Source organism: Vibrio navarrensis (assembly GCF_015767675.1).
Taxonomy (GTDB): domain Bacteria; phylum Pseudomonadota; class Gammaproteobacteria; order Enterobacterales; family Vibrionaceae; genus Vibrio.
Window position 1 is genome coordinate 212,854 of the sequence record NZ_CP065218.1, and the last position, 14,551, is coordinate 227,404.

Sequence of the window (14,551 nt, forward strand, 5' to 3'; positions counted from 1 at the left end):
AATAAATTATGGACGCGATTAAATCTTTTGCTTTGAAGCATTTAAAAGAAAGCGCAATTTATGCTGTGCTACTTATTCTACTGGCGGTGATTGTCATTCAAGAACCCTCGTTTTTGAGCTTACGAAATTTAAGTAATATTCTTACTCAGTCTTCTGTTCGAGTGATTATTGCGCTTGGTGTTGCCGGACTGATTGTGACCCAAGGCACCGACCTTTCCGCAGGTCGCCAGGTGGGTTTAGCGGCGGTAATTTCTGCCACCCTACTGCAATCAATTGATAATGTTAACAAAGTCTTCCCTGGAATTGGCGAAGTACCGATTGTGGCGGTCATTCTGTGTGTCTGTCTGATCGGGGCGATTATCGGATTAGTCAACGGTGTGATCGTCGCGTATCTTAAAGTCACGCCGTTTATTGCCACGTTAGGCACCATGATCATCGTCTACGGCATCAACTCGCTCTACTATGACGCAGTTGGCGCTTCACCGATTGCTGGTTTTGACGAACGCTTCACTGCTTTTACCCAAGGCTTTATTCAACTCGGCGGTTTCCGTTTCTCATATATCACCTTCTACGCCATTATCGCCATCATCTTTATGTGGGTGCTGTGGAACAAAACCGTTTTTGGCAAGAACATCTTCGCCGTTGGCGGCAACCCAGAAGCGGCCAGAGTATCCGGTGTTAATGTGCCGCTCACGCTACTCAAAGTCTACGCGCTCTCCGGTGTGTTGTACGCTTTTGGCGGCATGTTAGAAGCGGGACGTATCGGCAGTGCCACCAACAACCTTGGCTTCCTTTACGAGTTGGATGCGATTGCGGCGTGTGTCGTCGGTGGAGTCTCTTTTGCTGGCGGTGTGGGCAGTATCGCCGGGGTTGTCACCGGGGTGCTGATTTTCACCGTGATCAACTACGGCATGACTTACATTGGCGTCAGCCCATACTGGCAATACATCATCAAAGGCTCGATCATCGTCTTCGCAGTGGCACTCGATTCGATGAAATACGCCAATAAAAAGTAAGCTTGTCGGCATCGCTCAGAGTCTCTGGCGATGCCGTTTTTACTTCGCCCTGCGTGGCTTTATCTGTGCGAATTCTTTATCTGCACGAATTTGGAGCCCATCTTTTCGCGACTCTCAGTCGCCTCAGTGCAGTGCCCCGTTAACAGAAATCGCAGAACCGCTTCGCGACGGCACTACATCAATACGCTGCGCCATTTGCTCTTTCATTTCCGCGACATGGGAAATCACCCCGATCATCCGCCCACTCTGCTGTAAATCCACAAGCGTTTGCACTGCCAGATCGAGCGATTCCGGATCCAAGCTGCCGAATCCTTCATCGATAAACAGCGTCTCGAGGCGAATACCACCACTGTAAGATTGCACCACATCCGACAAACCGAGCGCTAAAGAGAGCGCCGCCATGAAGGATTCTCCGCCAGATAAGGTAGCGACGTCGCGCGATTTGCCGGTGTAACTGTCTTCCACCACTAGATCTAAGCCTCGCCCCGCCACGCCTTTAAAGCCGTCGGTTTTGCGGCTGAGGATGTATCGACCACGACTCATTAAGCTCAAACGTTGCGACGCTTGGATCAACACATCATCCAGCAGCACGCCAAGCACAAAGCGATGTAAACTGATTCGGCTGCCCGTTTTACCACTGGCGACATCGTAAAGCGTACCGTAAACCTTGTATTCCTCTTCAAGGCGATGATTGTGTTGGTGTAACTCGGCGATCTTGCGCTGCACACTTTCCAGTTTGGTGACCAAAGAGCGCACACTATCTCGCTCATTTTTGACTTGCAGATAGCGCTGCTCACACTCTGTCACCGCCAGCTCTTGCTGCGCCAGCTCAGGCGGCTGCTTATCTTGCAATCGCTGCTGAAAATCCTGATAAGTCTGCTGCAAACGGGTGGTTTGCAGTTGGAACTGCTCCAACTCTTGCTTCCATTGCTCCAACTGGCTGGGCTCTGCCCGCTGCGCCAAATAGTGCTGCTCGTCGCTAAAAGCTGACGCGTCGAGAGCCTCACGCCAAGCCAATTGATGTTGTTCACTCCGATGCTGCATTTGCGACAACATGTCGCTGTGCGCTTTTAGTTCACTACGCAGTGCCGATAGCGTTTGTTTTATCTCATCAAGGCGTTTTTGACTGCGATCTTTAGCTTGTTGCCATGTTTCAATCTGTTGGCTGAGTATGGCAATTTTCTGCTCAACCAAAGTCACGTCGCGCCATTCGCTGGCGATCTGCTGACTAAATTTGCTTAGCTGTTCACGCTTTTCTTTTAACGTCGCAGAGGCAGAAATGAGTTGTTGGGTGAGCTCTTTCTCCATGGCATCACCTTTGCCACAGCGCTCGGTCAGTTGCTGGACATTACTCTCCAACTGAGCGAGGTTGATCGCTTGCATTTTTTTGAGCTCGGCTTGCAGCTCCAGTAACTGGGCTTGCAGCGCCTCAATTGAGGTATCCAATAAGGCGCCCAGCTGTGCTGCGCTTTGTGCCACCGCTTCTTGCTGTTGAGTGATTTTAGACAGGTGTAACGCCAGCGCATTCTCGCTCTGGTTAAAAACGGCGAGCACGTTTTTCTCCCGCTCGCGTGCCTGCTCCACTTGCACTTTACTAACTGGCTCTCCGACAAAGGTCGCTTTAGCCGGATGCTCTCGGCTGCCACAGACCGGGCAAGGTTCGCCTTGGCTAAGACGTTCAGCAATGATCGCCGCTTGTTCATTGTGCCAGCTCAGCTCAATCCGATCGGCACTTTGCTGAGCGTTTAACCAGTGCTGCTTTGCCTGTTGTTGCACCTGCTGCTTGGCTTGCGTCTGCGAGTGCAAATCGTGCAAACCTTGCTGAAGTTTCAGGTGGTGCGTGTAGTCGTTGATCTGGCGTTTCAGCTCCCCTTCACGCGCTTCAAGCCGTGGCTGCTCCGCCAATGCCTGCTTGCCTTGGTCAAAAGCGCTGGTGGCCGATTGCAGCTCTTGCTGCATCACCGCTTTGTGCGCTTGTACGCGTTGCAATTGATGCTCAAGCTTTTCTACTTCTGCGCCCAAATGGGCAATCTCTTGTTCAAATTGCGCTTTTTGCGTCAGCTTGGCCTTGGCGGTTTCTAAGGCAAACTTTTCTTGCTGTAGATCAGGAATACGTTCGACTTGTTGCTGGGCCTGAGTTAATTGTTGCTCTAACTCATTCGCTTGCTGTGTTGCACTGCTTAGTGAAGCATTAAGCTCATCAATCTTGCTTTGCTGTTGAACAATATCGTTAAGGATACTCTTCCACTGATGATAAGGCCCATCGAGTTGCTGCGCTTGGCGGGCATGCTCAAGCTGCAGCGCTAAAGCTTGCATCGACGTCTTTTTGGCCAGATGAGTATCGAGCGCACTTTTCGCTGCCGCCTGTTTATTGAACTCTTCCAGCAAGGATTTGGCCGCAATCAGGGCTTGCTTGGCGTCGTTGTAGCGGCCTAAATGTTGTTGTTCTTGCAAGTTCAACTCAGTGAGCGCACTTTGCTGCTCTTTCAATGTCTCTGTCAGAGACGATTCATCGCTGACCTCAGCCACATCCAGCGCACCACGGATCTGCTCATCGAACTTCTCTTTGGCGCTGCTGATCGCCTGCGCTTTCTCTTTCAGGGCAAATTCAATGCGTTTGTATATTTCCGTTTGGAACAACTGGCCAAATATCTCTTCACGCTCTTTGGAACTCGCAAGCAACAGTTCGCGAAATTTCCCTTGGGGTAGCACCATCACTTGGCGAAACTGAGTCTCGCTCAGACCAATCAACTCAGTTACTTTGCCTTTCACTTCGTTGGTTTTGGCGGTGATCAGTTTCTCTTCGTCATCGAGTAAATAGAGCGACGCGGTGTGTTTTTTCACCGTCGTCCCTTCGCCACGCGCCTTGGCCGCTTCTTGCTCTGGCGAACGTTGAACGCGGTAACGTCTACCGTGCAAGGCAAATTCGAGAGTCACTTCGGTCGGTGTTTTCACATCAGCGAGATCACAACGCATCTGCGTGCCCTGCCGTTCGTTGCCTGTGGTTTCGCCATACAAGGCGTAACAGATGGCATCCAATATCGAGGTTTTCCCTGACCCCGTTGGCCCGTTGATCAAAAACAGCGGGTTAGAGCCGAGTAACGTAAAATCGACCTCTTCACGGCCAGCAAAAGGGCCGAATGCTTGCATGGTGAGTTTGATGGGTTTCATGCTGTTTCGCCCTTACTGTTTCAACAAATCTTTGACAATGGCGCTGAGCGCCTGATCTTGCGCGCTGCTCAATTCGCTCTCTTGCGCTTCGCGGAAAAAATCACGGAACATATCCGCTTCGCTACGCGCCAGTTTTGCTTGCGCCATTTGTTGTTCAACGCCAATCAACATGCCCGGTTTCTCTAAATGCAAAACGTTCGGATAGACCGCACGAAGCTTGTCCATCGGATTAAGGATCGCGTGCTTATCCAGCAAGCGCACCAATAGGTAATCGTCCGCGTTAGGATCTGTTTTGCCACGTGCAATGATGTCATCCAGTTCCCCCTCTAGCACGCGCATTTCTCGCGGTGCTTTGAACGCGACATGTTCAGCGTTGGCAAATCCGTTTTCATCGAGCGTTACCAGCGTAAATCCTTTCTTTTGGTGCTGCTCGGAAAAGCTGTATTTCATCAGCGAGCCACTGTATCGAATGTGGGCTTCACTGCGCTGCTGCGGCTGATGCAGATGGCCAAGCGCAACGTAATCAAAGCAGCGAAAATAGTCCGCACTAACTCGATCCGAACCACCGATGGAGAGCGGCCGCTCCGAATCACTGCTCTCTCCACCATCCACAAAACAGTGGCTCAGCAGCACATTTTTCTGCGCGTGTTGGAAACGGCCCTTAATCTCTTCAACCAATACTTGGTGCGCTTGGTCGTAGTCTTTCACATCAGCGCCAAAGGCAAAACGCACCTGCTCTGGATCGCTATAGGGCATGCCGTAAAAAGCCACCAGACCCGCTTGCTCACTTTCCAGCACGACGGGTTCCAGCATTTGGCTGAAGTTACTGATGATGTGCAGCCCGGCTTGTTTCATTTGCGAGGCACCAAAACCGAGTCGCTGCGCGCCATCATGATTGCCAGGAATGATGATCATCGGCGTGTTCAGATCGCCGCAAATGCGCCTTACTGTCTGGTCGAGCAACTCCACCGCCGCAGTTGGTGGCACCGAGCGATCAAAAATATCCCCCGCCACGACAACGGCGTCGACCGGATGCTGCGCAATGTATTCAATCAATTGTTCAAGAACGACACTTTGGTCTTCTAGCAGAGAGACGTTGTGAAACTGACGGCCAAGATGCCAGTCTGAGGTATGGATGAATTTCATATATGACCACTTATACCAACGAACGTATAACGAATTGCTCCGTCTTTAGTAGCCGCTAGCATAGCCTGATACAGGCACTATTTCATCGCGCAATATACTTTAATCTCGAGACGAAGCGATTGAAAGCACACTAAATAGACGAAAACGCCCATAGGTTCACGCTTCGGGAGGTAGAGTCATAAAATTTAACACTCCGTGCGGTTACGCCCATTACGTTTGGCTTTGAGCAGTGCGTGATCGGCGCGTTTAAGCACTTCTTCATAACTCTGCGCATTGTCGCTATCGGCAAAACCAATGCTGGCGGTGATAGTGAGATGCGGATCGATATCATCAAAACGGCTCTGCTCGATACGCTCTCTCAGCTGATCAAAATAGGCGTACGGCTGGTCGCCTTGGTACAACAGGGTGAATTCTTCCCCGCCCCACCTTGCCGTTTTTTCAGGTGATTGCGCATAATCTCGCAAAATGTGAGCGATAGCGATGATCGCTTTATCACCTGCCAGATGGGAATATTTATCATTGATTCGCTTAAAGAAATCGATATCCAAGATCGCGACAAAGAAACGCTGCTGATTTTCCTTAGCGTGATTGAAAGTCGCTTTGATCTCATTATCAAAGGCGCGGCGATTCGCCAAGCCAGTTAAGACATCTTCTTTTGACAGTCTTTCATACTTCTCCGCTTGCGCTCGGATCTCTTGCGTTTGCAGTGCCACTTGTTTTTTCAACTGAAGCTCATTGCGTTTAAGCGCGCTTAGCCGCCAGCGAATCGCAGCCACTAGCAGAATCAGTGCTGCCAGCGCAACAGCAATGCGAACTTCCGTGCGCTGCCAAAAAGAGGGGTAGACGGTAAATTGGTACACATGCTGCGCATCATGCCACTCACCGTACGGCGAGCGCGCGCTGATGCACAAACGGTATTCCCCTGGCGGCAGATAGGTGTACTCGACCGTGGTCGCATTGCCTCGATAGGACCAATCGTTGTCAAACCCTTCCAATTTGGTACGGTATTGCAAACGTTCAGACATAACATAGCCAAGCCCGACGTAAGAAAAGGAGACGCGCGTCGTGCCTGCAGGAACGTGACCGCGTGAGTCAACATCGACATTGGTAGAATCAAACTTCACCGATTCGAGCACCACCGGCAGTTGATGTTTGACGTCGTGCGCCAAGCTGTCAGGATGGATCGATGCCGCGCCTTTTGCAGTAGCAAAATAGAGATGGCCCGCCTTAGTGATTATTGCGGCCGGGTTCGAGCCACCGTTTGCCTGACTGCTCGCCATGCCATCATTTTCATCATAGTGCTCAAACTCTAAGCTAGCATACATGCCGTCTGCGACGCGATGTGCCTGCTCGTAGCCAATGCGCCAAATACCTCGGTTACTTGACAACCAGAAATGACCTTGGCCATCGTTGACCACTTGGAAAAATTTGTCGATGGGCAACCCTTGCGGACGCCCAACAAGCGCGGTGGTTTTATCCCGTTGCCGATAGCGCACCACACCGCGATCTGTGGCGATCCACACATAGCCCGGTTCGGTGTAAAAGCCGAAAGCGTATTGGGCGGCTTCCAGCTTGTCTAAATTGAGGCTGGTAAAATGCTCCTCGGCAAGATAACTGACGCCAAGCCCTGTCCCCACCCAAATTTTACCGAACTCATCTTCCGCCAGCGCCATCACATAGTTATCAACCAGCTCGCCATTTTCTTTGCTAAAATAGCGCAAAGCACCGTCTGGTGAACGTTTGATTAAACCCGCGGGCGTTCCAATCCATAAATTATTCTGACTGTCTTGAAGCAGGGCTCGTATTTCATTAGTCGGTAAACCACTATTTTCACTAAGAAACAAACTCAGCTGTCCAGCTTGAAACACCATGAGGCCATGTTGGTAGGTGCCAACCCAAGCGCTGTCTGCGCTTCGCTTTGCCAAACTCAACACGGAGAGATTCTCACCGTGACTCGGTACCGCTCGCGCCCCTGCTCTATCCAGCACACTCAAGCCATTACTGCTGCCGATTAGCAGATGATCGTCAGCGACCTCCAGCAGAGTGCGTACATAGTTGCCTACTAAACCTTGTTCTTGAGTCACAGAAACAAAGGGAGCTTCTCGCAAACGGATAATTCCGCCATTGGTGCCGATCCAGATGTTACCTTGCTGATCTTCAAGCCAAGAGAGCACGCGGTTATTCGGCAGCCCTTGACGAACGTCTAGCCATTCCAGCCCATGTGCACTCAAGCGTGCCACACCTCGATTGATAGTGCCAAACCAAATACTGCCCGCGCTGTCTTGCTCAACCACCGTGACCACGGTACTCGCCAGAGCATTCTCTAAAGGGCTCAAGATTTGCCCGTCCCAGCGCCAAGCGCCACGGTTTGTACCCAGTAGAATATCGCCGCTCGGCGCTGATGAGACATAAGAGACGCGCTCAAATTGCGTTGAAGAGAGTTTTTGTGCTGCACTATCGGTTAGGCGATAGAGACCGGCATCCGTTGCCGCAATAATCGCACCAGTCGCATCCTGAGCAAGACGATAAGCGCTCGTATTGGTTAACCGCCATTGGTCCTCGCCATAACGGCCATCCTTGAGATGAGGGCGAAACACCACCCCTTGTCCTTCAATGGCAAACCATAAATTTTGCTGCAAATCGACCAAAATGAAATTAATCAAACCTGGTAACGGGGTTTGCGCATGCCAAGTATAACCTTGCCGAAGTGCTAAACTACCCCGGGCACCGCCTACCCACAAACGATTGGCGCTGTCTGCAGCCAGCGAGCGTGTGCCGGAATCCAGCATATGCGTCTGCGGATTTCGATCAAAACGTTTGAAATTGAGACCATTGTAACGGGCAACCCCTTCCCAAGTGGCAAACCATAAGTAGCCATCTTGCGTTTGAGCAATGGCGTTGATGCTATTGTGGGGTAGCCCCTGATTTGAACTCCAGGTTTCAGAGAAATAATCGGATAGACGTAGTGGCTGAGCAAAAAGAGACGTCGAGAACAAAGCGATCAGCAGCAAAATCGCCAATCGCCTGAACTGCATGCAAGGGTTTGCCCAATTTACTTTACTCATTACGTCTTTTTCCTTCACTGCGGTTTTAAACCAAACGGCAACCAACGAAACCGCCGCAAAACATTATTTATGATAGAAATATAAATTAACTACTAAGCCACAACAATGAAGTGGTGATTTATACGGGCGGTATGGCGTATGGAATTCGCCACCTTGTGACAAAACTCTCATGCTCAGAACAAAACCAGACTCAAGCAAAGTAATAAGGCCAATACATCATTCGACGTTTCGCCAAATACTTCTCTTCGCTCTAAGCTCGTTACACCAATTGGTGGGTTTTTAAAAACACCAACCCAATCGTACAGGTGATGGTCGAAAGTACCGTGGTCAAGGCAATAATGTTTGCCGCTAATGTGGCATTGCCTCCCATTGAGCGCGCCATCACATAACTTGCCGCTGCAACAGGCGAAGCATTCATAAAAAAGAGAATGCCCAGTTCTATCCCGCGAAATCCGAGCAGATATGCGGCGCTGGTCACAAGCACTGGCGCCAAAACCAATTTGTAGCTGCTGGCAAACCAAGTGGGGCGACTTTCATTTTTGAGCAAACTAAAGTTGAGTGAGCCACCCGTACACAACAGCGCCAATGGTAGCGTCATCTTAGACAGGTAGTTACCAGCATCTATCGCCACTTGCGGAACAGGAATAGACAACAAGTAAAATGCGACGCCTGAGAGGATAGCGATGATCAGCGGATTTTTGGTCAGGGTTTTAAACACCACTTTGAGCGCTTTGTCACCGCTATTTTTCCCTTTCGGCGACAAGCAGATCACGGCTTGAACGTTGTAGATAAAAGTGGTCACCGCAACATAGATCGCAGCCAGCGCGACACCCTGAGAGCCATAGGCATTGGCCACATAGGCGATACCAATAATGCCCGTATTGGCGCGAAAACCACCTTGAATCACCACGCCTTGATCGGGGGATGATGTAAACAACAGCTTGACGGATATGAAAGTAAAAATGAAAAAAGCGATATTGGCAACAATGCCAAAATTGACAAAATGACTGGCGGCGGAAAAGTCGTGTTCAGCGCTGACCAGACTGAGAAACAGCATGGTGGGCAAAGTAACTTGGAACACCAGTTTGGAACCGACTTCGATAAACGACTCGTTAATCAATCCGATACGTTTTAAAAACACCCCCAGCAGCAACATCAGACAGATAGGTCCTGTGACCGACAAGGAAAACTGCAACTGAGTTAAAAGTGATTCCATCAAACATCCCGCTGGCAAGTAAATTTGAAGTGACTGATTGTTGTCTCAGCGCAACCTTTCGTCCAGTTATTTTGCAGTTTTTGCAATAATTGCCATACATTCTAAGCGTTAAGGTTCAAACCATTCACCGGCCGTGCCTTTCTAGCAACCCCTGCTTTCCCGCAGACTTTTGCAATAGAAGCTTAAGCAAAATGAGCAATAAACCTAAGCAAAATGGATACCGCAGCCAATCTCAAGTACAATGCTCCACATCCAATTTGCGCAAAGCATTTCTTTTTATGTGAACCGCAAGGTTTCACTTAAAAATCGATAAAGTTAAGGATTTAAATTCCCAATGGTGAACAACTCAATTCAATGGTTTCCTGGGCACATGCACAAAGCCCGCAAAGAGATCGAAGAAGCCATTCCACAAGTCGACGTGATTATTGAAGTGCTTGATGCACGTATCCCTTTTAGCAGTGAAAATCCGCTTATTTCTAAGATTCGCGGTGATAAACCTGTGGTTAAGGTCCTGAACAAACGCGATTTGGCCGACCCAGAACTGACCCAGTTGTGGATCGAGCATCTTGAAAAAGAGCAAAACGTGAAAGCGATGGCGATCACCACCTCTCAAACGCAGGAAGTGCACAAGATCATGGAGCTGTGCCGTAAGCTGGCCCCGCATCGAGAAGAGATCGGCAAAAACATTCGTACCATGATTATGGGCATCCCGAACGTTGGCAAGTCAACCATCATCAACACGCTTGCTGGACGAGCCATCGCTCAAACAGGTAACCAACCTGCCGTGACTCGCCGCCAGCAACGTATCAATCTGCAAAACGGGATTGTGCTCTCTGATACTCCTGGGATCTTATGGCCTAAAGTTGAAAACCCGCACAGCGGCTTTCGCCTTGCAGCCACCGGAGCCGTCAAAGATACCGCCATGGAATACGATGAAGTGGCTTTTTACACCGTCGAGTATCTTGCCAAACACTATCCACAAAAACTCAAAGATCGCTATCAGATAGAGCAACTTCCAGAATCCGATGTCGAGCTGATGGAAGAGATTGGCCGCAATCGCGGAGCATTGCGCTCTGGTGGCCGAGTGGACCTACATAAAGCCAGTGAGATCCTACTGCATGAGCTGCGTAGCGGCACTTTAGGGCAGATAACGCTTGAGAGACCCGAGATGATCACTCAAGAGCTTATCGAAGTTGAAATCGAAGCCGCCCGCCGCGCAGAAGAAAAAGCCAAGCAAAAAGAGGATCGTAGAAAACGCTACCTCAAGAACAAGCGCTGAGGCAGAAAAGTCTGTTCTAATGGTTATCACTTATTTTCTCAGGGACGTATTTAACGTCCCTTTTTTATTGCTTTTTATAACCAATCTCTAAGAATTCTATTTAGGTTATACTCCCTAATGGTAGATAAAGATTAAAAGTATCAAATAGGTAACAACTATATTTGCTACTTCTCACAAAAATATAATTATTCTCCAATGACATTCGTTGAATACTGATCGATAAATTACTCGTCAGCTGGCGCTTGTCTGTGTATTTTTATAGAGAATAGAATTATGAATAACATGTTTCCCAAACAGTTACCTGAATTTATAACAAATCGCTTATTATTTCAGGTAGAAGACCTGATTCATAGTAATAAGAGCAAAACACATTTAGTCATGGGCAAAAGCCCAGAAAGTGACTCGATCATCATGCAGAGCAATGATTATTTATCAATTGCTAATCATCCAGAAATCAAACAGGTTCATACTGATGCAATAAATAAGTGCGATGCCAGTGTTGTCATGTCGGCTATTTTTTTGCAAAGTGAAAAGAGCAAACCCAATTTTGAAAAGCAACTCGCCGACTACACTGGAATGTCATCTTGTTTGCTGTCTCAATCAGGCTGGGCAGCCAATGTTGGTCTTTTGCAAACTATCTGTGCCCCGACAACCCCTGTCTACATTGACTTCTTTACCCATATGTCACTTTGGGAAGGAGCACGTATCGCCGATGCGGCCATCCATCCTTTTATGCATAACAACCTCAATCACCTGATTAAGCAGGTTGAACGCTATGGTGCTGGGATCATCATTGTGGACTCTGTCTACAGCACGATTGGCACCGTCGCACCACTAAAAGAGCTATGTGACATCGCCGAACGATATGGGTGCGCCATTATTGTCGATGAGTCTCACTCGTTGGGAACACACGGCCCACAAGGCGCGGGATTGGTCAAAGAGTTAGAGTTGACTGATAAAGTTGACTTTATTACTGTCAGCCTAGCCAAGTCGTTTGCTTATCGGGCCGGAGCCATTCTTGGCCACGATCTCATTTCACAAACTCTGCCGTTTGTTGCCTACCCGGCGATATTCAGTTCTGCTTTGCTGCCATTCGAAATCGACAGATTAGAGAAAACACTGGAGATTGTTCGAGGAAGTGATGAAAAAAGAGCACAAGTCGTGCACTTGGCAAAACAGCTGCGTCTAGGGCTCAAGCAAATCGGTTTTCAGGTTCGCAGCCAATCTCAAATTGTCGCCATTGAAACGGCCGATGAGCGTAATACCGAGCATGTGCGAGACTATTTAGAGGATAATGGTATTTTTGGCTCGGTATTTTGTCGTCCAGCAACGGGGAAAAATAAGAATATCATCCGGTTTTCTATTAACGCATCGCTTAGCGAGCAAGATATAGAAAAAACAATAGCAGTATGCCGCTCGGCTTATCAATCTGGACAATTTATTTTTGTTTAGAAAGCACTCTCAATAAAGAAGAGCTCTGTGGGCTCTTCTTATATCCAATGCGAAATTTTATCTAGTAACTTATTTTTATCGGCTGGTTTTACTAAATAATCAGACATACCTGACTGATTAATTCTCTCCAGTGTCACAGGAGTGCTGTCACCAGTATGAGCAATAATTGGAACATGGGCATATTTTTGATTTGACTGACGGATCTGAATTGACGCTTCTATACCGTCTAATATCGGCATTTCAATATCCATCAAAATGAGATCAACATGATGTTTATCCAGCGCCTGAATCGCTTCCTGACCATCTTCTCTTTGAATCACTTCAAAACCCTGTTTCTCCAACAACAAGGAGGTGAATTTGCGCAGCGAATCATTATCATCAACCACCATAATCACCCGTTTGCCATCGTCGGATTTTCTAACCGGAGCGGGCATGTACGCATCAAAGTTCGCGTCAAACATCAGTCTATCGATAATCTGCGCTGTATTGAGTAACCAAGATTGCGTTTCCACCCACAATACTGGCAACGTACTTTGGTTGCGGCGATTCACTATCGCATCTTGATACAAGTAAACAATGCGCGCTTCGGTAAAATGCAATAAAGATTCTAGCTTGTCTAGCTGGCTGTTCTTTAAATCGACCGAGCTCAAATCAAGAAAAATGAGATCATATTCAAACTCATGCTCGGCCATTAAACATGCTTGCTCGGCTGTTTTTACCGTGAGAGCGAAACCACTTGAGCGGGCTGATTCCACCATTTTTTTACACAGGATCTCTTGCTCACTGATAAAAAAGACCGACTTGAGTTTCATCAGCTCATACTTGATTTCACCAACTACTTTAGCTTTCACCAGCGGAAAGGTCAGCGTAAACTCCGTCCATTGACCTTGCTCCGATTGACAAGCGATAGTACCACCAAAGGATCGCATCACCTTTTTACAAAAAGGCAATCCTAAACCATAGTTGCCACTTTTCCCTGTGGTATAGAAGTCCTTGAAAATATGTTCCATCGAGGCTGGCGCAATTCCCTGCCCGTTGTCTCGCACGATAATCATGTTCTCTGCTTCATCGCGGCTTATCGTAATATCTATGCTGAATACCTCGGGATTGCGATAGTTAAACGCATTTTTGACGAGGTTATAGATGACGTACTTAAGTAGCGTGTGGCTACCAAAAAATTCAAACTGCCCTTCTTCGTGGTAGCGAATGCACTGCCTGTCTGCCGCTTTTTTATAACTAAAGCTCTCAATGGCGTTTTTCACCACCTCATTGGCCGAATGCCGCTTAAAGGTTGAACGAGAGACACGATTTTCATCAATCGAAGTCAAAAGCAGATCAATCGTCTCATTGCCCGAATGAATAATCTTCATCGCTTCTTCACTCACTTCGCGTAACAAAGCGACATCTTTGGCACTTAACGCGTAGCTACTGCGTTTCTCAACTTTATCGTCGGGAATCACCGATTGGATCACATCGATAGAAGCAACCAAGCCACTCAGCGGGTTACGCATTTCATGGGCGATTCCGGCACCAAACGCTTTGGCGATCGAGATCCGTGATTCATGCTCAACTTGATTGCGAAAATAGAATAGGTTGCCAAACAGATAGATAAAGAGAAATATCGGCACATGACGCCAGTCGACGGAAATCACCAGATGGTAGTCATTGCACACATACGCGGCAAGTACTGCCATGCCAACACCGATAAATGTTTGACTAAACATCACCTTAGTCATATGCACTAACAAGATGTGTAAGAAAATCGCTGCCATAAAGGACATGACCCAAACGTTCGACCATTCATTCATCAACAGCATAAAAAAGAAGAAAAACGGCAAACAGGTCGTTATCACTACTAAATAGACGAAAGGCATACGCGTGCGGATCGGCATGGGTAGCCGCTCTCGCAAAACCAGCAGCAAGAACAAACCTGAACAGAGTAGCCTAAGCGGCAGATTCTCGTAAGACTGAGGAAAAAGATGCGTCCAAACCCAGTAGTAGGTCGGAAAGCCGAGAAAACCCATCCAGCCGACAAGCGTCAAGTTAGGGTTAGCGTATTGATAAACCTTGCGAATCGATTCCATGTCACTACTAGCCAATAGTGGTTAATGTCATAGATTGCGTTAGCGCAATCTTGCATAAGCCTTGTTATTTTAGGTATTTTTCAGGTAGTCACCCCGATTAGTGGTTAGTATATATCCTTATG

8 protein-coding genes are annotated in these 14,551 nt (G+C 48.2%); 3 read left to right on the top strand and 5 right to left on the bottom strand.

Annotated features, from left to right (window positions below):
* Positions 1-8: 8 nt before the first annotated feature.
* Positions 9-1,016 carry a galactose/methyl galactoside ABC transporter permease MglC gene (mglC, locus tag I3X05_RS17740; RefSeq protein WP_193157938.1) on the top strand — a complete coding sequence of 336 codons (1,008 nt, stop codon included), beginning with the start codon at positions 9-11 and terminating at the stop codon, positions 1,014-1,016.
* 123 nt (positions 1,017-1,139) lie between these two features.
* Here mglC and I3X05_RS17745 read toward each other — a convergent pair whose 3' ends face one another.
* The 4 genes from I3X05_RS17745 to I3X05_RS17760 all read right to left on the bottom strand — a co-directional run bounded on the left by I3X05_RS17745 (position 1,140) and on the right by I3X05_RS17760 (position 9,614).
* Positions 1,140-4,187: an AAA family ATPase gene (locus I3X05_RS17745; RefSeq protein ID WP_337971359.1), complete on the bottom strand. Its 3,048-nt coding sequence runs from the start codon at positions 4,185-4,187 to the stop codon at positions 1,140-1,142.
* Between the two features lie 12 nt (positions 4,188-4,199).
* A complete protein-coding gene (locus I3X05_RS17750) occupies positions 4,200-5,333 on the bottom strand; it encodes an exonuclease SbcCD subunit D (RefSeq protein ID WP_193167805.1) in 1,134 nt (377 codons plus the stop codon).
* A gap of 185 nt (positions 5,334-5,518) precedes the next feature.
* Positions 5,519-8,398, bottom strand: coding sequence for a two-component regulator propeller domain-containing protein (locus I3X05_RS17755; protein ID WP_337971360.1), 2,880 nt, complete (start codon positions 8,396-8,398; stop codon positions 5,519-5,521).
* A 259-nt stretch (positions 8,399-8,657) separates the two neighbouring features.
* Entirely contained in the window at positions 8,658-9,614 is a 957-nt protein-coding gene (locus I3X05_RS17760; RefSeq protein WP_337971361.1) for an AEC family transporter, read from the bottom strand.
* Positions 9,615-9,948: 334 nt separating this feature from the next.
* Here I3X05_RS17760 and ylqF point away from each other — a divergent pair, with 334 nt between their 5' ends.
* Together ylqF and cqsA are read left to right on the top strand one after the other, a co-directional pair.
* On the top strand, positions 9,949-10,893 hold the full coding sequence (gene ylqF / locus I3X05_RS17765; protein WP_045572154.1) for a ribosome biogenesis GTPase YlqF: 945 nt from the start codon (positions 9,949-9,951) through the stop codon (positions 10,891-10,893).
* A 273-nt stretch (positions 10,894-11,166) separates the two neighbouring features.
* A complete protein-coding gene (cqsA, locus tag I3X05_RS17770; protein WP_045572153.1) occupies positions 11,167-12,345 on the top strand; it encodes an alpha-hydroxyketone-type quorum-sensing autoinducer synthase in 1,179 nt (392 codons plus the stop codon).
* A gap of 38 nt (positions 12,346-12,383) precedes the next feature.
* On the opposite strand, the gene I3X05_RS17775 is transcribed toward cqsA, so the two are convergent.
* Entirely contained in the window at positions 12,384-14,429 is a 2,046-nt protein-coding gene (locus tag I3X05_RS17775) for an ATP-binding response regulator (RefSeq protein ID WP_193157942.1), read from the bottom strand.
* Between the last annotated feature and the right edge of the window lie 122 nt (positions 14,430-14,551).